The organism is Spongiimicrobium sp. 3-5 (assembly GCF_046557915.1).
GTDB lineage: Bacteria > Bacteroidota > Bacteroidia > Flavobacteriales > Flavobacteriaceae > JBHEBG01.
Window position 1 is genome coordinate 602,664 of record NZ_JBHEBG010000001.1, and the last position, 22,696, is coordinate 625,359.

Consider the following 22,696-nt stretch of genomic DNA (forward strand, 5'->3'; position numbering starts at 1 on the left):
TAGTCTTAACGAGGCTAGTTGATTATCAATATCTCCTAAAATTTCATCTTATTCTAGTATCCTATCACTGTAGAAATGATGAAACTTTTCTATCTGCTGATTAAAAAGTAAGGTTTCCTCTTTTGCAAACTCCAAATCGTTATTCATAACAAGAATGTCAATATTCCTTCGATAAGCTTCCATGCTCGATAGGATATTTTCTATCTTCCCGTATTGTTCGTCCAAAGGTGTGCTGGCGTAATAATTGAGCCTTTCTTCATATACTTTTTTTAACTTTTGGAACAGGCCTCTTGCTTTTATTGTTTCTCCCACTTTATAATAAGAATCCACATAAGGTTCCAAAAAAGTATAATACCCAAAATAATCTACAGGAATATGGGCCATGGCTATCTCAATTATTTCTTTGGCCTTACTTATTTTGTTTTCCGCGATTAATTTTTCAGCTAGCCTAGCCAAGGCAATACGTAACGTAACTCCTCCTTGTTTTCTGGTTTGTGGGTCGTGATAAATGTTTGGGCTGCCCAAATTACCCCAATCCAATTTTTTTACAATGCGATAACCGAGGTCTTCATCTACCCTGCCCATGTCCAAGCCGCCTTCATATTTGGTCTCTATGGGCACTAATTTGTAAGCGATGCCATCCAATTGCAAATAATCTTTCATCCAGATGTATTCAGCATCATCGTAACTGCCCCCGGAAAAATAGATGGGGCGTTCCCAATTGTTGTTCGCAATTACATCGAGCATCATAATTCTATTTTTAGTAATGGCCGACCTTGGCAGGTCAATATCTATATAATCAACGATTTGTGCGGCATCTTTTTCCCGGACCAGTCCATTTTTTAGAACTACATCTTTATCCACATCTATTCGGATTTTATGTGTGGGATAATATACAAGGTTTAACGTACTCTCTGAAAATTGACTTAGGTCTGCCTCTTGTTTTTCCAGTACATATTTAAGTTTTGTCTGTGGCTTATCACTTCCAATCCAGTTCATAAAATCCTTAATATTCCATCGTTTCTCAGCTATGCCTGGCAATCCTTGATAATATATGGCATCTCTAGTTCCATATCTATAAATATTATGGGTAAGTTGCGATGGAATGGGGTCGCTTTCATACGATTTCCGTTTTGCCTGATCTATATACCAATCCGTTGCAAAATAGCTTGTTACAAGTATGCGGACATCTATCCTATATTCCTCAATTTCTTGGATATACCATAGGGGAAAGTTATCGTTATCTCCAATGGTAAATAGGATAGCTCCGGAGTTTTGCTTCGTAGAATCTAGATAGGATTTGGCCGAGGTACGGGCGGTATATCTATGAGATCTATCATGGTCATCCCAGTTTTGACATGCCATTAATCCTGTAACCGCCAACAGACAAATACAAGATACCGCAGGTGCCAAAATCTTTGGGTTCACCCATTTCTTAAACCCATCAAAGAGGGCATAAGTTCCAAGACCGATCCAAATAGCAAAAACATAAAAGGAGCCTACTAAAGAATAGTCGCGTTCCCGGGGTTGAAATATAGTGGGATTGGTATAAAATTGAATGGCTACTCCTGTAAACATAAAAAAAACGAACAATACCCAAAACAGCTTTGGGTTTTTAGAGATTAGAAAAACAATACCAACAATACCAAGTAAAAGAGGTAAAAAATAATAGGTGTTTCTTCCTTTATTGTTGAGCACCTCACTAGGGAGGTTGTTTTGGCTTCCTAACCGTAATGCATCTATAAAGCCAATACCACTAAGCCATTCGCCATTACCATTATAGCGCCCTTGAACATCATTTTGTCTGCCAACAAAATTCCACATAAAATAGCGCCAGTACATATAACCCAATTGAAATTGGAACATATAATCCATATTGTCCCAAACACTGGGTGGTTGCACTTCTATGTATTCGCTAAACTCTTCCAGAAACTTTACATATTGTTCTTCGTTAATCTCGCCGTCGGCATATCCTTTCTTAAATTCACCAACTGCATTTAGAAGATCTTTATTGGATTTATATCCAGATTTAATATTGAATTCCAACGCGCCAAAATATTTAATATAATTTTCCGCATGCATCTCACTCCACATACGTGGCAAAACACCAATATGCTTCTTGTTGGGGCCTTGTATGGCATCCTCATAAAGATTTACGATTTCGTATTTTCCTATATCCTTATTTCTCTCGTACTTAGGATGATCATCCCTATCTTCGCCTGAAGCTGCAAATCTATCAGAATAGTATGTCCCGTAGAATGGGCTATCCGTACTGGGATATTGTTCTCTATTAAAATAGGCCAATAGCGCTCTGGCATCCGAGGGGTCATTTTCATTAATGGCTACATGGGCATTGGCCCTTAAAGGCAAAACAATCCAAGTAGAGAAGCCTAGGCATAAGAACATAATACTGAGAACAATTGTATTGGTTTTGTACAATCTTTTTTTTCTGGTATAGCTTAAAGCAAAATAAAAAACCGATACCAGAAAAAGTCCAACTATGCCAGTCCCCGAATTAAAGGGCAGTCCAAAGCTGTTAACAAAAAACACCTCTCCCCATCCAAAAAATTTAAGTATATAGGTGAGTGAAAATTTAAAAACCAACATTAAAATGGCTACTGCTGCCAGATTGGCGAAAATAAAATTCTTTAACGTAATGGTCTTAAATTTTTTGAAGTAGTACAGTAGTACAACCGCAGGGATAGCCAAAAATCCCATGAACTGGATACCAAATGTTAAGCCAACAACAAAGGATATAAGTATTGGCCATTTATTATTTCTTGGGTCGTCCAAATTGTCGGTCCATTTTAGTCCCAGCCATAACAATAGGGCCATTACAAGGCTCGCCATAGCATATACTTCCGTTTCCACGGCATTGAACCAAAAGCTATCCGTAAATGCCAAGGTTAGGGCACCCACAAGCCCGCTGCCAAGAACTGCTATTGCCTTGCTATTGGTAAACGTTTTCTCTTTTGGGATCAGTTTCTTGGTGAGATTGGTCACCGTCCAAAAAGTGAATAAAATGGCAAAGGCACTAGATAAGGTGGAAACATAGTTAACCATGAAAGCTATTTGTGTTGTTTCGATGGCGAACATCGCTAAAAAAGCACCGATCATTTGAAGAAGTGGCGCACCAGGAGGGTGTGCAACCTCCAATTTAGCGGATGCGGCTATTAACTCCCCGGCATCCCAAAAGCTAACTGTTGGCTCAATAGTTAGCGTATAAACGATTAGGGAGATACTAAAAACAAACCAGCCCAACCATTTATCCCAAAATTTAAATTCTCGTGAAGGATTAGAAAACAATTCTTTTAAGCGGGTGATATCCTGCATCCTTGTTTTTACGGTGCAAGTTCGCGGCTGACGAAATAGAAAAGGAGAAAAAGCAGTAGGATTTAGGTACTAGTACGGGTACTAATTTTGGGTTTTTTGCAGAAGTTCTTGCCGGTTAGATACCTTTAGCTTACCGTAAATATTGGTAATATGGGTTTTTACCGTACTGAGGCTAATAAAAAGTTCGTTTGCAATCTCCTTATTGGATTTTCCTTCTAGGATCAAATTTTTAACCGTCCGTTCCTGCTTGCTAAGTTCGGGCAAGACCGTTGATCGTTTTCTGGTGTAGAGGCTAAACAATATCAACCCAAAAACCATAACTAAAACAATGTTTACCGTTTTGCTCCAAGCGTATTTTTTCGCTAAAACTTTCTGGGTCAGGAAGGCTAGTTTCTTTTCTAAAAACAAGTATTGAGAAGATGGCATTTCACTCGCTTTAAGTTCGTCTAACAAGTTTAAATAGTATTCTGGGTTTTTGGCAATGTCCTGATCCAATAAACTTTTGTCTTCCAATTGTTGAATGCCTATCAATTTTACTATTAAAATGCGCAGGGAATCTTTGATATAACCTTTTCTTTGCCCCTTATCTTCTGCTGTTTCATAGTCGGGTTTTTGAAGCCTTCTATCAAAGTCTTGTAGGCGTTTCCATTCCTTATCCGCCAAATTGGAAGTACTATACTTTGCAAATTGATGCGCCCCGTGTTGAAACTCTATGTGGTCCCCGCGAGACAGGATAAAGGGCCTGCTTTTGGTAATGGTATCGTTACGTTTACTCCCCAAACCGTTTAAGTGCAATTGATAAACTGCATCCTGTACAGCGATGTGTTTGCTATTGAAAGAAAATGATCCGTCGCGATCTAGAGATGACCATGCAACCTCCTTAGCCAAAACAGGATTCTTAAGCCCTTCCAAATCCAATTTGTAGAGGTAGACTTTTTGATCCGTTGTTTTTTGATCCTGAAAGTCTAGAATACCCGAAATGGCCGTCTGTGCATGGATTGCGCTACTGAACAAAAGAAGGTATATGAGTTGTTTTTTGTGCAAAACAGAAACTTAGTGATTACGAGAATGTTTATTGAACTTAAATTTACTCAAAAAATTTTTAGTTAGGATTTTGAAAAACGGCATTGTTCTTTTTGATTCTTGAGAATGATTTTTAACCTATTGGAAACAGGAAAACTATGGGCCTTTGCCTATGCCTTTTTCAAGGAATACATCTTAACATTCCCCTCTTTTCCTCTAAGGAGAATTTCACCCTCTGCTTTTGTGTGTATCCAACTACCCAAATTTAAAGTGTTCAGCATCGCCTCAGAAATAATAAGTTCAGCACCAAGTCTATTACATTGATCTTGAAGCCTTGCCGCAACGTTGATGGTATCTCCATGATACGCTATTTCACGTTTTATTTCACCGACCTCGGTAACTGTGACCAGACCTACATTTACTCCGGCCTTAAAGACTGGGGTTGTGTTGTAATTGGCCATGTAATAAGCAGCCTTTTCCTCCAGTCGATCTTTAAACGCATAAAAGGCCCTTATGCAATTATCATTGTGAACTCCTTGGTCTAGGGACCAGGTAAGGACGGCCTCATCACCAACATACTGGTACACCTCTGCTTTATAGGCATCTACCACCGCCAAGTCGTAAAAACAATCCTGAATTAATTGACTGTACTTAATATGCCCCAGCCGTTCTGCATGGGTAGTGGAACCTTTGAGGTCTAAAAACATAAAGATATGCTGATGCTCCTTGGGCAAATAGAAACTTCCCTTAATAATTTTTAGTAGGTTTCCTTTCCCTAAAGTTAGATCGATATACATAAAAAGATTGATCGTAAAATTTACGATCAAGGCATAGATGAACGCCAACCAAAGTCCCGGTAGTTCCCTAACAAATACCATAATCGACGTGCTTGTGTCCACAACATCAAAGACCTTGAACAAATAAAAGACTAAGACCACAAGCATAGCTCCCATAGCAATTTGAAGCAGCACAGCATAGATTTGAAGTTTGTAAAAAGGCACCCTGCCTTTTATAAAGCGGTCAATGGCTACGTACAACAGTCCATAAACAATGGCTTGTGCAATCCATGTGACTAAAAACATATAAATTTCACCTATAGCGGATTCGTTTACAGAGGTAATTTCCCTGGGAGTAATGTGGGTTGCCATAAACCATATACAATTGGCGATAAACCAACCGATCAGATAGCTTTTAAGTATTTTGGGGATTTTGGTTCTCACCTGCTTGCTGTAGGAATGATGTTAGTACCCATAGATGTTAAATATACTCACTATCGGGTTAAAAGCGCAAAAATCATCGCGTATATTCCCGAAAAATGGGATATGCACGCTTCAATTACAAGTGCCCAGAGCATCCCTCGTATTACTTGATTTGTTGTCCAAGGAAAACAAGAGTTTATTGTTTAATTCGCTGATTTTCCTGCCTAAACACCGGTAAAAAGCACTATTTTAACCCCATAGAAAACGGCATTCTACTATCTTTACATACCCTAAATAATTTAATTATGCGCTTTTCACTTGTTGGTATTATGTTATTACTTTTTACATCGTCCAAAGCACAGGACCTGTCCAAACTATATGAAACGGTACGGCCTTCGGTGGTTGTTATTTTTACCGAAGAAAAGAAACTTGAAAAACTGGGAGCTACTGTTCAAATGGTCAGTTCCCAAAGTTTGGGCTCTGGATTTTTGATTTCCGATACGGAAATTTTGACCGCTGCCCATGTGGTGGATGTAGCCGAACAGCTTCTGGTTCAGTTTTCTGATGGGGAAATCATTGAGGCGAAGGTAATATCCGCCTTTAAAAGTTCCGATATAGCGTTGATAGCGTTGACCACACCAAAGAAAAATGCTGTTATAGCTACCCTAGGTGATTCGGATAAAAGCAAGGTAGGGGAACGAGTTGTTGTAGTGGGTGCACCCTTTGGACTAACGCATTCACTCTCATCGGGTTATATCAGTAGTTTTATTAAAAACACTTCGGATAAAAACCCTTTCACCAACGCCGAATATATTCAAACGGATGCCGCAATCAATACTGGGAACTCCGGTGGCCCTATGTTTAATCTGGAAGGAAAGGTTATAGGAATTGTAAGCCATATCAAAACCGTTACGGGAGGATTTCAGGGAATAGGTTTTGCGGCTACCTCGAACATTGCAAAAAAACTGCTGTTGGACAAGAAAATCCTATGGACTGGGGCGGAGGTCGTTCCCTTGTCTGGCGAAAGTGCCAAAATGCTGAATGTGCCCCAAAACGATGCATTACTGGTACAACGCGTGGTTTCTAATTCTCCCTATGGCAAAATGGGTCTGCGTGGAGGAATTATTGAAGCGATCATAGAAGGGAGGACCCTTTTACTGGGAGGAGATATTATCCTTGCCGTTAATGGGATCCGTTTTGAGTTTACCGATGAAACCTTGACCAAATTGGGGGACTTTGCAAATACGCTTAAGCCGGGGGACCCTGTAGTTTTGGAAATTCTTAGGGATGGAAAAGTAATTTCACTAAAGAATTAAGCGCACAATTACAAACTGCTTTTGGTTTTGTACATAAGTAATTGCCCCTATTTTCACGTCACAATTTGGTGATTTTCGGAAGCATCAATTCCTTTTTTTCGTGGAACTGTTCCATTTGGGATAGGATTTTATTTAGCAACTGTAGCACATCATTAAAAGCTTGTAGGTAACGGCTTTTGTGCCGGGTTCAAAAACCGCTTGTTGTACTTCTTGGAAAAGAATAATTCTGGCTAAAGCCCAAAGCGAATCCCTATACCAAAAACACTTTGGTTGCGCCTATCCCCAGCTATGTTCTTACTCTGGTCAATTTGGGAAGCGGCAAAAATATGACTGGATTTCTTAAAGTTATAGCCCACTTCTACAATCCCAAATTTCGTGTCAAAATCTCCCAGGCCCTGATCATCATCGGGACCCAAATAATTAAAACCGGCGGCTACATGCCATCTCTTATCGGTGGAAAACTTATAGCGGGCATACAGTTCTATCCCAGTAGCGTCGTAAAAGAAGTCGTCACCGTTCAACGTGGTTCTTTGGTGTTGCTTCAAACTCGCATAGGAGGCAGCAACGGTAAATCGATCTTTTTCGTAGGAGGCCGATGCCACAAAAGCCTCATCCCCTTCCTTTGCCTGATTGGGCAAAGGATCTTCCACACCATCATTTACTTTATTGTAACCTACACCTATTTGAAAACCGTCAATTTCATAATTGGCCCCAAACCCATAGGTGTCTATGCTTTCACTATTTTCGGATATATTTCTTGCCTCGGCCTGCGTGCCAAGGCTCAACCCGTTTTTCTTGTACTTTAGGATAAACACCTGATTTGCTCTTCCTGTGCCCGATATACCGCCGTCCGAAATATTCCACACGCCAATACCTGCACCCCCAAATGCCAGAAATTTATCTACCTGATTGGCCCCCATGGTATAGTAGACGGAGTTCTGTTTTCCAAAGGTAAACTCGAATTCTTTGTATGAGAAGCCCACAAATCCCAAACGGGTAAACACGGCATCGCCCACTTGGGCTATCCCTGCGCCGGGGTCTACGGCGAACGCAACGGTTTCATCCCTTGAAACCAAGTTAAAGCCAAGTTCTACACCCCCCACGACATTAAAGTTCTCGGTTTCGTCTTTGGATAGTGCATGTTTCATTTTAATCCCGGCCCGTGGTGCATTATTCGCAATTCCTATTTCCCCTTCCTCGGCAAAACCGGCCCCGATCCGTATACTACCATAAGGAGTGATCCTGGAAGTGATCTCATCGATCCAATTTGTGTCCGAATTTGTGTCCTGTGAAGTCTGCGCCTGTATTCCCTGTAGGGAAAGCAAGAATACCATAAGCGCCAAAACTCTTGTTAATGTATACCGGTTTTTATTCATAATATAAATGTATTTGGTTGTACATTTTATCCAAAAATTCTAGACTTTGTAAGCCTAGCATTCATTTCCGCAATATTTATGATGGAAATCCCTTCTGGACATTCTACTTCGCAAGCTCCTGTAAATGTGCAACTTCCGAAGCCTTCTATTTCCATTTGATAGGTCATTTCACTAACGCGTTTATGCTGTTCAGCGTGCCCTTGTGGTAAGCCGTTTAAATGATTGATCTTGGCCGAGGTAAACAAGGCCGCGGAAGAATTTTTACAAGTGGCCACGCAAGCACCACAACCTATACAGGCAGCGGCGTCCATGGCCCTATCCGACATTTCCTTCGGTATGGGGATGGCATTTGCCTCAGGGGCCGCACCTGTTTTTGCACTGATGTAAGCACCTTGTTCTATTATACGATCAAAAGCGGAACGGTCCACGACCAAATCTTTGATTACTGGAAATGATGCTGCCCTCCACGGTTCCACCACAATGGTATCTCCCTCTTTAAAACTTCGCATATGCAATTGACAAGTGGTCATATTGTCATGGGGGCCATGTGCCCGACCGTTGATAAAAACACCGCATTGCCCGCAGATCCCTTCCCTACAATCGTATTCATAGGCGATTACTTTTTCATTTTTAAGGACCAGCAATTCGTTCAGATGGTCCAAGGCTTCCAGAAAGGACATATCCTCAGTTAGTCCATCCACGTTATAATCCCTAATGGCGCCCTTGTCCTTAGGGCCCTCCTGCCTCCAAATTTTGAATGTTACTTTCATAGTATGCTACTTATAACTTCGTACCGAGGGTTGTATATATTCAAATGCCAAAGCTTCCTTGTGCAACTTAAAATCTCCTGCATCATATTCCCATGCCGACACATAAGAATAGTCTTTATCTACCCTCACCGCTTCACCATCCTCTGTCTGGTACTCTTCCCTAAAATGTGCCCCGCAGGATTCATCGCGTTGTAATGCATCGGTGCACATGAGAATACCTAACTCAATAAAATCTGCTAAACGCAAGGCTTTTTCGAGTTCCGTATTAAGTTCTTTACTGTTTCCGGTAACTTTAACGTCGTTCCAGAAGGCATAACGGACCTCTTTTATTTGATCAATGGCCTTTTGCAGGCCTTCTTTATTACGGCTCATGGCACATTCCTGCCACATGACCTTGCCCAATTCCCTGTGGAAGTGGTCTACGGTTTTGGTGCCGTTTATCGAAAGTACCCGGTCTATATGCGATTTGACTTCGTTTTCAGCTTCCTCAAATGCGGGATGTTCCGTAGTAGGATGGTCCTCCTTCAAAGCGTTTGCCAGATAATTATTGATGGTGTTGGGCAGTATAAAATAGCCGTCAACACTAGCCTGTAATAAAGAATTGGCACCTAGCCGATTGGCCCCATGATCCGAGAAATTGCATTCGCCCACGGCGTACAATCCGGGAATGGTAGTCATCAATTCATAATCTACCCACAATCCGCCCATCGAGAAATGTGCTGCAGGTGAAATTTGCATCGGCTCTTTGTAAGCATCAATACCCGTAATCTTTTTATACATGGTAAAGAGATTACCATAACGATCTTTTATGGTCTGAACACCAAACTTCTCAATAGCGTGCCTAAAGTCGAGGTAAACCGCATTTTTCAATCTACCCACGCCATAGCCGGCATCTATCCGCTCCTTGGCCGCCCGCGATGCAATATCACGAGGGGCCAAATTCCCAAAGCTGGGATACCGTCGTTCCAAGTAATAGTCGCGTTCATCCTCTGGAATATCGTTTGCGTTTCTCATATCCCCTTGTTTTTTGGGCACCCATATCCGTCCATCGTTGCGCAAGGATTCCGACATCAAGGTTAACTTGGATTGTGCATCACTGGATTGTGGCAAGGCAGTAGGGTGGATTTGCGTAAAACTGGGTGCCGCAAAGAACGCTCCTTTTTTGTGAGCTTTCCATAGGGCACTACCGTTACAACCAATAGCCAAGGTAGACAGCCTAAACACACGTGAATAACCACCGGTAGCAAGCACCACGGCATCCGCCGCATATCTTTTTAGTTCACCGGTGACCAAATCGCGAACGATTATTCCTTTTGCTTTACTACCGATCACTACCAGATCCAACATTTCACTTCTCGGGAACATTTCCACTTTTTTGGCCCGCACCATTTTGTACAACTGGGAGTATGCTGCCATCAACAACTGTTGCCCCGTTTGTCCCCGAGCGTAGAACGTGCGCTGTACCTGTACACCCCCAAAACTTCTATTGACCAGTGTGCCACCGTATTCCCTGGCAAAGGGAACCCCTTGCTGCACGTAATGATCTATAAGGGGTGCTGAAAGTTCTGCCAGTCTATAGGTATTGGCTTCACGTGATCTAAAGTCACCTCCTTTCAAGGTGTCATGGAACATCCGCCAGACACTGTCCCCATCATGTTGATAGTTTTTGGCCGCATTGATACCGCCTTGGGCGGCTACCGAATGTGCCCGGCGTGCCGAATCCTGATAGCAAAAACATTTCACATCGTAACCCAATTCTGCCAATGTAGAAGCCGCTCCCGCTCCGGATAGTCCCGAGCCAACCACAATAACATTGAGTTTCTTTTTATTCGCCGGATTGATCAGCTGGGATTTTACCTGATAGTTCCGCCACTTGTCCTCGAGTCTTCCTGCTGGAATTTTTGCATCTAGTTTCATCCTCCCGTGCTATTTGAAATAAACAATAACTGGTATAATTCCAAAACCTACCCCCATAACAATGGCATAGATCAATGCCACCTTGGCTATCACCCTAAGCCCTTTCTTATGATAGAACCCCAAGGTTTTAAAGGCACTTTTTAAGCCGTGGTGCAGGTGTAAAGCCAATGGAATTACCAATACCGTATAGAAAATTACATAGTAAATGTTGTGAAACAAGCTATTGGTAACTTCGTAAACATCTGTGTTTCCTGCAGCATCCAAGCCAACGGCTTCCCCCATTCCCAATTTGATCCGTGCCCAAAAATTTGCAAGGTGGACAACAATAAAGAGTAGAATCATCGTCCCGATAAGCCCCATATTCTGGGAAGTCCATGTGCTATTCTCTTTGAAACGGTTCAAAACATACCTTTGAGGATTTGCCTTTCTGTTGCGCAACGTAACAAGCAACGCATAAATTACATGAAGTAAAATGGAGGCATAAAGTGCATAGGCCACCAATTTAATCAATGGACTCTCCCGTAAGGTAGTGGAGTACGAATTATATAATCCGCGAGCTGTTTCCTCCGGCAACAATAAAATAGAATTGGCCGACAAGTGCACAATTAAGAATATGCAAAGGAAAAGCCCGGTACCAGCAATAATCGTCTTTCTAAAAAATAGTTGATTAAAGGCCATGATCAGCTTTTAAAATTAATAGGTATCGAAAAGTTCCTGCATTTCGGTCATTTTTTTTCCTTTAGATAGGGCAAGCATCAGTAAAATCCGCGCTTTTGCCGGGTTTAGGTCCCCAGAAACAACGGTGTGATAGTCAGCATCCTTAAACTCGTTATCGCGCAATACCCATCCTGTAGCTACCCTTGTACTTCGTACTACCATAACACCATGGTCTTCGTAGGCTTTCTTGGCCGCTTTTAAAGTGGCATCCGTCATGTTCCCGTTCCCAACACCCGCAATAACGATACCTTTGGCACCGGCCTTTACGTGCATATCTATTAAATCTGGCGACATATCGGCATAGGCGTAGATAATATCCACACGGGGCAATTCTGTAACTCCTGCTACTGAAAATTCACTCGTTTTACCAAATTTTGTATTCGGTTCCCTAAAAAAGCCCAGCCTGCCATAAAAGACACCGCCCAGCATACCCTTTATCGGGGAAGCGAAACTATTCACATTGGTGGTGTTCATCTTGCTTACGTCACGGGCATTGTGTATCTGGTCGTTAAGGGACACCATGACCCCCTTGCCTTTTGAGTCCGTATTTGCGGCTATAGCTACCGCATTGTATAGATTAAGAGGCCCTTCTGCGCTAATGGAAGTGGAAGAACGCATGGAACCCGTCGTAACCACTGGTTTATCGCTTTTTATTACCAAACTTAAAAAATAGGCGGTCTCTTCCTGTGTATCCGTACCGTGGGTTACAACAATACCATCAACATCGTCTGAGGCCAACAACTCGTTAATTCTATTGGCTAATTTTAACCAAATTTCAACCGACATGTCTTGAGAGCCCACATTGGAAACCTGTTCCCCGGAGACATCCGCAATTTTTTTAATTCCCGGTACCGCATTGATCATGGTCTGAATGCCAATTTGCCCTGCGGAATAGCTTCCTGAAGTTGCCGATGAAGCAGACCCTGCTATGGTTCCGCCTGTTGCCAGGATTTTAATGTTGGGGAGTTCGGTATCCGTGTCTTGTGCAAACCCCATGCCAGGGAGCAAGGCTACCCCCAAGAGCAATACCGTCATTTTTATTTTTGACCTTTTCATCTGTTTTTCCTTTTTATTTCTTTCCTGTCCTAGATAATTTATGGATAATACCTCAACGATCCGCGGTTAAATTATTCAGCAGATCGCAAAGGATACCATGGGTTATTTATGTAGTGCCGCAGTGTATTTAGGGTGCATTAGGTTCTCAACACTCAAAATTTTGTCCAGTTCCTCCGCGGTAAGCAATTCCTTTTCGAGTACCAGCTCACGGATGCTTTTACCCGTTTCCACAGCTTCTTTTCCCAAAACGTCTCCCATATGGTGGCCTATGTACGGGTTTAAAAAGGTAATGATCCCTACGGAGTTGAATACCATTTGTTTGGTATGTTCCTCATTTGCCGTAATGCCGTCAATACATTTTTCGGCTAGCGTGGTGCAGGCATTCGATAATAATTCTACAGATTCGAACATGCATTGCGCTATTACGGGTTCCATTACATTGAGCTGAAGTTGTCCTGCTTCGGCAGCAAAGGATATGGTAACATCATTGCCAATAATTTTGAAACACACCTGATTGACGACTTCTGGAATTACCGGATTAACCTTGGCGGGCATTATGGAGGACCCTGCCTGCATTTCGGGTAGGTTGATCTCGTTAAGGCCGCAACGTGGTCCGGAAGAAAGCAATCTTAGGTCGTTACATGTTTTTGAAAGTTTTACCGCCGTTCTTTTAAGGGCGCCGGAAATCATCACGTAAGCCCCGCAATCCGAAGTGGCCTCTATAAGGTTCTCGGCCTTTACAAAACTGGCTTTCGTATACTGCTGTAGATAACCAATGGAAAGTTCCGTAAACCCATCGGGCGCATTTACCCCTGTACCAATGGCGGTGGCCCCTAAATTAACTTCCAATATAAGATCGCGACAGTGTTTTAAATTTTTGGTCTCTTCTTTTAGGTTGGTGGACCACGCTCCAAATTCGTCGCCTAAGGACATGGGGACCGCATCTTGTAGCTGTGTCCTACCCATTTTGAGCACCTTTTTAAATTCGGCCGCTTTTTTATCGAGACTTGTGGTAAGGATATTGATTCGCTCAAGAAGGTGATTCATATAATAATACACTGCTACTCTAAAACCTGTGGGGTAGGCATCATTGGTAGATTGCGACTTGTTTACGTGGTCGTTGGGGTGTAATATCTCATAGCTTCCCTTTTCATGACCATTCAGTTCCAGGCCAACATTGGCAATTACCTCATTGGCGTTCATATTCACCGAGGTACCGGCACCTCCCTGAAATACATCCGACGGAAAAAACAATGCATATTTTTTCAGGTTATCGAGTATATGATCACAGGCCTGTAATATCATGTCGGCCTTATCCGCAGGGATGGTCCCAATCTCTTTATTGGCCGCCGCACAAGCTTTTTTGGTTAATACCAATCCTTTTACAAAAATGGGAAAGTCGCCGATTTTTGCATTTGAAATTCGAAAATTATTAACGGCCCTTTGGGTATGGACCCCATAATATAGTTCGTTGTAAATCTCTAGATCTCCCAGTAGATCGGTTTCTGTTCTTGTTTTCATATCCAGTGTTTTTATTTTTTAAATTATAGTATCAGGCCTCCGATCAGAAATCCAAATATCACGCTTGCCGCAATGGTTACCGTTCCTGGTATGATGAAGGAGTGGTTAAATACGTATTTTCCTATTTTGGTAGTACCCGTATCATCCATTTCCACGGCTGCCAATAGGGTGGGATAGGTAGGCAACACAAATAGGGCACTAACCGCTGCAAATGATGCTATGGCGGCTACGGGACTTACCCCTAGGGCAAGGGCCGCAGGCATTAATGCCATGGTCGTTGCAGCTTGGGAGTATAAGAGCATACTGGCAAAGAATAAAACGACTGCCAACAACCAGGAGTATTGGTTTAAGATTCCTCCGGCAGCTTCTTTGATTTCTTCAATATGGTTACTGACAAAAGTATCTCCCAACCATGCTACGCCGAGTACACATATGGCAGCGCTCATACCGGATTTAAAGGTAGACATAGCCGGTACTTCGCTTAATTTAACCTTGCAGACCAAGGCAATTGCCATTGCGGCCAGCAACATTACGGCCATTATGGCTTCATTACGGCCAATTGCGGGGTTTTCTATCAACCCTACTTTTTTGGAGATCAAACTTGCGTAGGTAACTACGAGAACTATGGCCGCTAAGAAGATACCTACAGACCACTTGGCACTTTTGGCGTCTTCATGATGTTCCTCGCTTTTAAGTTTTACTAGACCTGCAGCAAGCCTTTTTTGATAAATGGGATCTTCGTCTAGTGGTTTCCCCAATCTGTTGGCTACAATGGCACCTACCATACATGCCAAGATCGTGGAGGGAATGGCTATGGCAAGCAATTGCAAATAGGAAACGCCCAAAGGTTCCAAAAAACTTGCAAAAATGACCACAGCAGCGGAAATAGGAGAAGCCGTTATGGCAATTTGAGAAGCCACGACCGAAATACTCAATGGTTTGGAAGGTCTTACATTCCCTTCTTTGGCAACTTCCGTGATTACCGGAAGTGCTGCATAAGCGGTATGCCCTGTTCCGGCCAATAAGGTCATCCAATAAGTTACCGTAGGTGCCAAAAAGGTCACCCGTTTTGGGTTTTTACGAAGAATCCGTTCCGAGAGGTGAACCAGATAATCCAATCCGCCGGCGCTTTGCATGGCCGCGATGGCAGAAATGACGGCCATAATGATAAGGATTACATCTACAGGCACGGAGCCTGCCTTTAAACCAAAAATCAAGGTAAGCACAACTACGCCGGCACCACCGGCATACCCTATGCCAATACCTCCCATTTTGGAGCCCAAAAAAATAAAAAAGAGAACAACAAGTAATTCAATCCAGATCATAATTTAATGGTTTTTAGTTGATGTCTTATATGATAGTGCGTTTAAAAAAATTGAACATCAAAGTATCAATTATTTCGATATTTTTTGATTACGTATTAATATAAATTCAAAATTTTACATCTTTTCGGATGTTCATGGTTCCTAATGGCATCGGGAGCAGGACACGGACCAACCAATCTTCTAAATTTGGGCCTATCACCATAACTTATTGTGCCTTTAGGATGCCGTCGGCGATAAGCTGGTTTACCATTCGCTTAGTAAAACCTTTGGAAGCCGACTCCATTGAAGAAGGATCAACAAGAGAAGATTGACCGGTCCATACCATGGTTTCCTTTCCTTCGAAGAGTTCCCCTTTTAGATTGTATAAAACAGCTTCAATAAGATAAGATTTGGTCTTCGAATAATATCCCGGGGTTTCATAAGCAGCATAACGTCTTACAAGGTATTTTCCAACCCGGTAATAGGAGGGAATGTACCGTGTTTCTCCAGGCTGGTATCTATCCCTTTCATCGGAGTCCACCAAGGCCATGGTAATGACCCCATCTAAATTATTATCCTTGATGATTTTGATGTAATCCGCAGCCGTACGAATTTCCGTTGTTCCTCCTGGAGGGAACAGGACGATTCCTGCTACGGCATTAATCCCTTGGTCCCTTAGCAGGGAAACGGCGTCCTTTTCAAAGGTATTACGTGCGGCCAAGTTTTTCCCAATGCCAACAACGGCTATTTTGGAATAATCGCGCTTGGTATAATCCTTTTTGGTCCAGGTGGAACTCATTTTAGCGGGTGCACATCCTATCAAAATAAACAGGAAACACAGACCATAAAAAATCACTGGCAGGGTTTTCTTCATAATGGCCGACTTTTATCTTACTTTAAACAAATTGGCAGAAATGACTCATGGTAGCGTTGGCTTGGAAGGTTGACCAAGCTTTACTCACCATGCGCCTTGTCTACCGACTCTGCAATGCCTTTCGCCCATTGGTCAAGTGCCGATTCAACGTCGGCCCAGGTAGACCAAGGGGAGTCATTTGCCACACGACTACCTTTAGATCTGCTTACTACAACGGCATCTATACGATTGGAGATAGACTCCCTAAAGGTTCCCTCCACCGTAACACCACCTACACTTAATGCCACTGGTATTAAAACGCTTGTAACGTTTGCTGCGGCATTGGGTACTTTGATACCTGACAAAACAAAGGACATACGTAGGGTGTTTTCTGCCGGGGTACTGGTAATAGTATAACCGCTCCCTTCCAATTTCTTGGTCAAACTTTCAGTGAAGTAGTTTTGGATGCGTGTCAAATCCTCAGTTTTTAATTTTTTAATACTAGCATCTCTGGGGTCCAGAATTACAGGGTCAATGATAAATGCATTATACGCGCTTAAAGAGGGCGCATCTGGGCGGATATATAAGAGTGTGGGTGCCTGACTTTTATCTTCCACAAGCCCTGACAGATCAGAGGTGGCTGTATAATTTTTAACGGCTTTGCCGGATGAACCACATGAACTCATTGCAAGTGCAACAGCTACTCCTAAAATAAATGTATTAAGGGTTTTCTTTTTAAGCATCTTATTCTTTTTTTAGTTAGTTATGTTTTGATAAAAATCTATCGATCCAACCAGAATTTGAAGCATGAAATCCTAGATCCAAATTCGATTGCAATGTAAATGACAAAATAAAGGTGTGTATTATTGACGATGCCCATACCGGAGCAGTCCCCATTTGCTATACATAATTTATGAATATACAATTTCTTTTGCTTTTAAAAAAGATATCATTGTAGCCAAAATACATGGCATTATAAAAAGTAATTTTAATTGAAATATATTTTTATATCTTCATCTTACTTAACGCGTTAATAAACACTGAATTCCCTTGGCCAGAATTAAAGAGTTGAACACCATTAAATCCTACCTGATAGGTTGGCTTATCGGGAGCATCATTTGGCGGATACTTAGGGATACAGATTTAACCCAAGAACCCTTATCCCAACAATTTACCTTAAGTAACATCACTGTATTTGTATTGCTTTGGTTGATAATGGGGGTGCTCTTTGGGTTGATGCATATTGCTATTGCCAAATTTGTAATTGGCAGAATTAAGTATTATCAATTATTACTTTTCACAGTGCTCATACAGTTGGTCCTTTTTATAGGTATCATCGTGGCGTTGATTAATTTCCTAGAGGTTCTTTTAGATGTTGAGCTTCCGGATTCTACTCTGGGATTATTGAATAATTTATCAGTACTCGTAGCATGTATCTATATTTTAATTATAAATTTTTGCATTGGCTTTGTAATGTACGTTAGTGCTATAGTTGGAAAAGAAAATCTTAAAAAAATACTGTCGGGAAAATTTTATACCCCTTTGGTAACGGAAAAGGTTTTTATGTTTATAGACCTTAAGGGGTCAACGCAATTGGCTGAAAAATTAGGGCATATAGCCTACAGTAAGCTAATTCAGGATTGCTTTCGCGATCTGGTAGTAGTACACGACTATAAAGCGGAGATTTATCAATATGTGGGTGACGAGGCCGTACTTACATGGGATGTGGACAAGGCGGTACAATTGAATAACGGAATAAAGGCCTTTTTTGCTTTTCAAAAAAGATTGAATGATAGATCCGAACATTATCTGTCCGCCTACGGTGCGGTTCCGGATTTTAAGGCGGGGATGCACGGGGGAATTATATCCATGACTGAGGTGGGGGAGTTAAAACGGGATATTGCCTATCATGGAGACACTATAAATACTGCCGCTAGACTTCAAGGTGAATGTAATAGGTTGAATGTAAAACTGTTGATTTCCGAAAAACTATTAAACGATTTGGATTTAAATACCGCATTTAGATCCACACTTATGGGTAAGATGCAATTAAGGGGTAAAAACGCTCCCATTAATGTGTATTCATTGGAAGAGGTTGATAGCTAATTGTGTTTTACAATTGCATGGCAGCCACATAGATTTAGAAGATGGTGGAAGGAGAGATTACCTTGGCCAGTAATAAATATTGGTGTTGCTGAAAATGATTGGCACAAATAGATGATGAACAAAATGGATTTTATTATTGTCGAATAATGGCTTTAACTCCATAATTGAAAGTTTATACCGCAGTCCTTAGCTTGTGCTATTTTATTTTTGATCATTCTCCTATTGGAAAAGTATTGATATAATATCCTGGGTCTCCCTGTGTGGTCAAAAAATCTATCGCCACTTGAATTCTGGTTGCTAAATCCGAATTATAAAAGGTTATCGTAGCATCTCCATTTTCATTGGTGGTAACAGCTTGGTTCCAAAATAGCGTTTTACGGTTATCAGCCTTTTTTGTTCTTTGTTTGACTTATCGTAGACCGGGTTATAAAATTCCTTTTCTCCGCTATGGCTTAGAATATATTCAAAGTTAGATTTTGAATTTAAAGAGGTAGCGCCAGGCTTCCCTGTTTTGGTATAAATAAGAATAACACCATTACTGCCCCGCATTCCAAAATTAGCGGCTGATGATCCTTTTAAAACCTCTATCCTCTCAACATTGGATCTTTCCAAGAATTGAATGGGGTTATAACTCCCTTGGGGAGAACTCAAAATTGCCCCGTCTATGACCCAAAGGGGTTCAGTACTCGATGTGAAGGAGCTTGTTCCACCCCTAATGGTAACTTTTGCATCGAGGCCTCCAATTCCTCCAGATACCATAACACCGGGTATACGGCTCAACAACAAGGAAAGGTCTTGTGGATTATTTTCATCCTGATAGACTACCGCATCAGGGACAATGCCATATGTGGAAGGTGATTCTGGTCGCTTTACTTCTTTTTCGGAAACTACTACTTCATCGAGCTCGGTCAGCTTATCAAAAATGGAATCAAAATCACCGCTGTTATAACCCGCCTCCCTAAAAGAATCTATTTCCTTTTTTCTCCCAACACGCATATTGTGAGTATCCAATTTTCCAACGGGAAAAATGTCGTTTTGATCTAGGGTTATATCAACATCGATGGGCTTGTTCTTTCGGTTATAACCGTTGAACGTAACACTTATGGTATCAACGAAGTGCACATTGATGATCTTAAAATGTCCTAAATCATTCGTTATTGCAGGATAAGCAAAAAAACCCGTATCATTAAGCCCAATCATTTTAATCAAGGTGTTTGCCAGAGGTTTTTTATCTCGTCCAAATGCCATTCCCGAGACTGTGATGCCTTTCTCAAAGTAGTGTTTTTTAGATTGTTCGGTACCATTTATTACATGCTGCCATTTATATCTGCGCCAACCATGGGTCATCATTATTAGATCCATATTAAACCGCGTACTCCTTTTTTTATCCCTGAAAAAAGCGTTCGGACTGTCAATATGCCCTTTTACGTCCGACTCCAACAATAAATAGGTCAGAATGTTTCGGTCATCTCCATTTTTCTCTATATAATCGGCATTGGTAACGGCAATCGATAATTGGGTAGAGACGGGTCTGTCATTTTCGTCCTTAATATTAATATGCAGGGAAATCGGGGCGCTCTTAGTAAAGCTATTGGAGCTGGGGGTAACCTTTACCTTAAACTCTTGCTGATTATCAATGAACACCAATCGTTCGCATCTTGGCCTTTTATCTTCGTCAAAAAGAGTAATCGTTAATACGCCGCTAGGCAGCGCATCTTTGGGGATTTCGAGATCAAAAAATGAATTCTGATTCAACACAAACTTGGCATGGAAAACTTTTTGATTTCTATTTGTCCCTACGATATAAAAAGGTTTGTTTTTAAACAAATCACTTGCACTGACCCTTACTTTAACTTTTTCAAAATCCAGATTGTTTAGACTCATTGAATACCCCTTTTGAATGGCAGCGGGCAATTTGTAAACCGACCCGTCATCAAGTATGGCTCTATAGGTATTTCCCGTTTCCGGATGTAACTGAAATAATCCAAACCCTTTGGATGTTGAGCTTATATTGCAAATAAATTTGTCGTTAGCATCAACAATCCGCCCTTTTATCTCTTTTCCCAATCCGTCATCATCAATAGCCTTTAGCGCTACGCGCGATGGTACCTCCTCAACTAATTGACCACCTTCAGGGAAAAACTGTACATTGATCTTGTCATTTAGGGCACGGGAGGGGCTGCTAGCAAAACGATTGTCGGTAACGGTTATGGTCTTATAAAAAAAGAAATCGGCTTCGTAGTTGGTCATCCATTTGGAATATGCTCGCAATAGATAGTTTCCCAACGGTAGTTCTTTGGGTATGGTTATTGAACCATTGCACCTTCCATTAACCAATGCCTGAGTTTGGGAAATGACCACTTCATTCTTGGTGTTGATCAAATCTACATATAGTACTTTGCTTGCATTTGAAAAAATGTGATATTGCCCAAGCGTGAGGTAGGCAGTATACCACAGATCATCCCCTGCGGAAGCAATATGCCGGTCTAAATGTAAGTAGACTTTTTCTATTGGATTTTCATTGTTGTATTTTTCAAGATTATTGAGCAATTCCGCGAATTTTTGGTCATTTTGAGGTACTTGACCACGCTCAACATTTTGAGAAAGACAATTGAGGGTAAATAGAAAGAAGAAGAATACAAATAATTTCACGACTTATCTAACTAGGATATATGAAGATAATTATAAACTCCTAATTGTAGTGTAATTTTCTTACTAGCCGCAAAGGGAGGCCCATGCTTTTAGTCATTTAGTTAAGCTTACCGACCCGTTAAGAAAATTTGGAAGAAATAAAAGTTTTAGGCTAAAAAATAAAAAGTTCCATAAAACGACTGAAAATTTACCCCTAGTAGTTTTAATGAAAGAATTAAGCAACTTCAAGATGGGGCTTATTTAGGAAAAATCGCAAGTATTACAACAAATGAATTGATTCCCTCTTTTGGTTTGGATGTGACGGAAAAAGATAGTTTTGAAATTGCAGAAGATGTTTATTTTTGGTATCATGGGTGAATACCAAAGTCCAAATAAACGATTAGATGACTACTAAGGTTTGTCCCTATTGCAAAGAAGATTCATTTAATTGGAGAAAGATGAAAACCATTTCATGGGCAAGAAATCACTCCTAAACGGTAATAAATGATACGAATAATGTATAGCTGGCAAGTAGAACCAGAAAAATTGGAACTTTTCATTGAGACGTGGAAAAGAACAACCAATAGAATTCATGAAGAGGTTGAAGGGGCGAGAGGTAGTTTTATGTTACAGAATGATAAAGATGCAGGAGAAATAAAGACAATAGCAAGATGGGATTCTCTCAACGACTGGAAGAAATTTTGGAATGATGGCAACCATAGCCAAATGAGATCGATGCATGATTTAGGAGAACGAATCTCCGTAGAAATCTTTAGGGAAGTAGATGATTTTACAAGCTAAAATGAAGTATCAATAATTATGTCATGATACATACACTAGACCGTCACTAAAGTTTAAATAAATAATTGAATGGCATTTACAAAAGAGAAAAAGGATGATGAGCTTTATGTTTATATGAACGGAAAACTCATCTATAAAAGATGGTTGAAAACTGGGCAATCAAAAATCTTCGATATAATGGCCTATGATGAATACACTTTGAAATCACTAAAGGAAAAAGAACAATAAGTTCAAACAAACAATGCCCAAGAAGCAATATCAAGTTTACGTTATAGAGTTATCCAAGAGAGTATTTACGGAGAGCGCAAAGTTCCGAAATGCAAATCCTCAGTTCAATGGCGTTCTACAATGCCTGTATGTTGGTATGACAAGTAAGACTCCCAGAGAACGCTTTAAACAGCATAAGACAGGTTACAGAAATAAAAAAGGCCATAAGCTTTCGTCAAATATTGTTGAAAAGTACGGCATGTATTTAAGACCCAGCCTTTATAATCATATAGCTCCTATGTCAACAAGATCGGAAGCCATTAAAATGGAAGAAAAGCTGGCTTTGGAATTAAGGAGGCAGCGATATGCCGTATGGTTCAATTAGCACAAAATAGTGAACCCATTAAAATTGTTTTGCCCTATTGAAATAGTAATCGTAGGGCCCTAATTTTTATATAATTCAATAACAAGTAGGGAAAATAAGCAAGAAAAACGTTGCACAATAATGGCTGTAATTCACTGCTGCCATTTTGCTTGGTAAATTTAGAAACACCCCACATTAAAAA

Annotated in this window: 18 protein-coding genes; 5 read left to right on the top strand and 13 right to left on the bottom strand. The window is 41.0% G+C overall.

Annotation, left to right across the window (positions count from 1 at the left end; all coding sequences use genetic code 11):
• Window positions 1-48 precede the first annotated feature (48 nt).
• The 3 genes from ACEQ81_RS02730 to ACEQ81_RS02740 form a co-directional block, all read right to left on the bottom strand.
• Window positions 49-3,333 (bottom strand): protein O-mannosyl-transferase family, encoded by a 3,285-nt coding sequence (locus ACEQ81_RS02730; protein WP_411029311.1) that lies wholly within the window; start codon window positions 3,331-3,333, stop codon window positions 49-51.
• Window positions 3,334-3,414: 81 nt separating this feature from the next.
• A complete protein-coding gene (locus ACEQ81_RS02735; protein WP_411029312.1) occupies window positions 3,415-4,347 on the bottom strand; it encodes a helix-turn-helix domain-containing protein in 933 nt (310 codons plus the stop codon).
• A gap of 179 nt (window positions 4,348-4,526) precedes the next feature.
• Window positions 4,527-5,576: an adenylate/guanylate cyclase domain-containing protein gene (locus ACEQ81_RS02740; RefSeq protein ID WP_411029313.1), complete on the bottom strand. Its 1,050-nt coding sequence runs from the start codon at window positions 5,574-5,576 to the stop codon at window positions 4,527-4,529.
• A 284-nt stretch (window positions 5,577-5,860) separates the two neighbouring features.
• Between ACEQ81_RS02740 and ACEQ81_RS02745 the strand changes: the two genes are divergently transcribed.
• The gene (locus tag ACEQ81_RS02745) at window positions 5,861-6,871 is read left to right on the top strand and encodes a S1C family serine protease (RefSeq protein ID WP_411029314.1); all 1,011 of its coding nucleotides are present in this window, start codon (window positions 5,861-5,863) and stop codon (window positions 6,869-6,871) included.
• 230 nt (window positions 6,872-7,101) lie between these two features.
• On the opposite strand, the gene ACEQ81_RS02750 is transcribed toward ACEQ81_RS02745, so the two are convergent.
• The 9 genes from ACEQ81_RS02750 to ACEQ81_RS02790 form a co-directional block, all read right to left on the bottom strand.
• Window positions 7,102-8,247 carry a porin gene (locus tag ACEQ81_RS02750; protein WP_411029315.1) on the bottom strand — a complete coding sequence of 382 codons (1,146 nt, stop codon included), beginning with the start codon at window positions 8,245-8,247 and terminating at the stop codon, window positions 7,102-7,104.
• A gap of 26 nt (window positions 8,248-8,273) precedes the next feature.
• Window positions 8,274-9,017, bottom strand: a complete 744-nt coding sequence (locus tag ACEQ81_RS02755) for a succinate dehydrogenase/fumarate reductase iron-sulfur subunit (RefSeq protein WP_411029316.1) — start codon at window positions 9,015-9,017, stop codon at window positions 8,274-8,276.
• Between the two features lie 6 nt (window positions 9,018-9,023).
• A complete protein-coding gene (locus ACEQ81_RS02760) occupies window positions 9,024-10,934 on the bottom strand; it encodes a fumarate reductase/succinate dehydrogenase flavoprotein subunit (RefSeq protein ID WP_411029317.1) in 1,911 nt (636 codons plus the stop codon).
• A 9-nt stretch (window positions 10,935-10,943) separates the two neighbouring features.
• Window positions 10,944-11,612 (bottom strand): succinate dehydrogenase cytochrome b subunit, encoded by a 669-nt coding sequence (locus tag ACEQ81_RS02765; RefSeq protein ID WP_411029318.1) that lies wholly within the window; start codon window positions 11,610-11,612, stop codon window positions 10,944-10,946.
• A 15-nt stretch (window positions 11,613-11,627) separates the two neighbouring features.
• Entirely contained in the window at window positions 11,628-12,707 is a 1,080-nt protein-coding gene (locus tag ACEQ81_RS02770; RefSeq protein ID WP_411029319.1) for a type II asparaginase, read from the bottom strand.
• A gap of 102 nt (window positions 12,708-12,809) precedes the next feature.
• Window positions 12,810-14,228 carry an aspartate ammonia-lyase gene (gene aspA / locus ACEQ81_RS02775; RefSeq protein WP_411029320.1) on the bottom strand — a complete coding sequence of 473 codons (1,419 nt, stop codon included), beginning with the start codon at window positions 14,226-14,228 and terminating at the stop codon, window positions 12,810-12,812.
• A 23-nt stretch (window positions 14,229-14,251) separates the two neighbouring features.
• On the bottom strand, window positions 14,252-15,553 hold the full coding sequence (locus tag ACEQ81_RS02780) for an anaerobic C4-dicarboxylate transporter (protein WP_411029321.1): 1,302 nt from the start codon (window positions 15,551-15,553) through the stop codon (window positions 14,252-14,254).
• 205 nt (window positions 15,554-15,758) lie between these two features.
• Window positions 15,759-16,406, bottom strand: a complete 648-nt coding sequence (locus ACEQ81_RS02785) for a hypothetical protein (RefSeq protein WP_411029322.1) — start codon at window positions 16,404-16,406, stop codon at window positions 15,759-15,761.
• A gap of 80 nt (window positions 16,407-16,486) precedes the next feature.
• Window positions 16,487-17,071 carry a DUF3313 domain-containing protein gene (locus ACEQ81_RS02790; RefSeq protein WP_411029323.1) on the bottom strand — a complete coding sequence of 195 codons (585 nt, stop codon included), beginning with the start codon at window positions 17,069-17,071 and terminating at the stop codon, window positions 16,487-16,489.
• 364 nt (window positions 17,072-17,435) lie between these two features.
• On the opposite strand from ACEQ81_RS02790, the gene ACEQ81_RS02795 reads away from it, so the two are divergent.
• Entirely contained in the window at window positions 17,436-18,491 is a 1,056-nt protein-coding gene (locus tag ACEQ81_RS02795; RefSeq protein WP_411029324.1) for an adenylate/guanylate cyclase domain-containing protein, read from the top strand.
• Window positions 18,492-18,809: 318 nt separating this feature from the next.
• Here the strand turns inward: ACEQ81_RS02795 and ACEQ81_RS02800 are convergent, their stop codons facing one another.
• Window positions 18,810-21,143 (bottom strand): TonB-dependent receptor, encoded by a 2,334-nt coding sequence (locus ACEQ81_RS02800; protein ID WP_411029325.1) that lies wholly within the window; start codon window positions 21,141-21,143, stop codon window positions 18,810-18,812.
• 483 nt (window positions 21,144-21,626) lie between these two features.
• Here ACEQ81_RS02800 and ACEQ81_RS02805 point away from each other — a divergent pair, with 483 nt between their 5' ends.
• The 3 genes from ACEQ81_RS02805 to ACEQ81_RS02815 all read left to right on the top strand — a co-directional run bounded on the left by ACEQ81_RS02805 (window position 21,627) and on the right by ACEQ81_RS02815 (window position 22,515).
• Window positions 21,627-21,923 carry an antibiotic biosynthesis monooxygenase family protein gene (locus tag ACEQ81_RS02805; RefSeq protein WP_411029326.1) on the top strand — a complete coding sequence of 99 codons (297 nt, stop codon included), beginning with the start codon at window positions 21,627-21,629 and terminating at the stop codon, window positions 21,921-21,923.
• Window positions 21,924-21,992: 69 nt separating this feature from the next.
• The gene (locus ACEQ81_RS02810; protein WP_411029327.1) at window positions 21,993-22,151 is read left to right on the top strand and encodes a hypothetical protein; all 159 of its coding nucleotides are present in this window, start codon (window positions 21,993-21,995) and stop codon (window positions 22,149-22,151) included.
• 13 nt (window positions 22,152-22,164) lie between these two features.
• A complete protein-coding gene (locus tag ACEQ81_RS02815) occupies window positions 22,165-22,515 on the top strand; it encodes a GIY-YIG nuclease family protein (protein ID WP_411029328.1) in 351 nt (116 codons plus the stop codon).
• Window positions 22,516-22,696 lie beyond the last annotated feature (181 nt).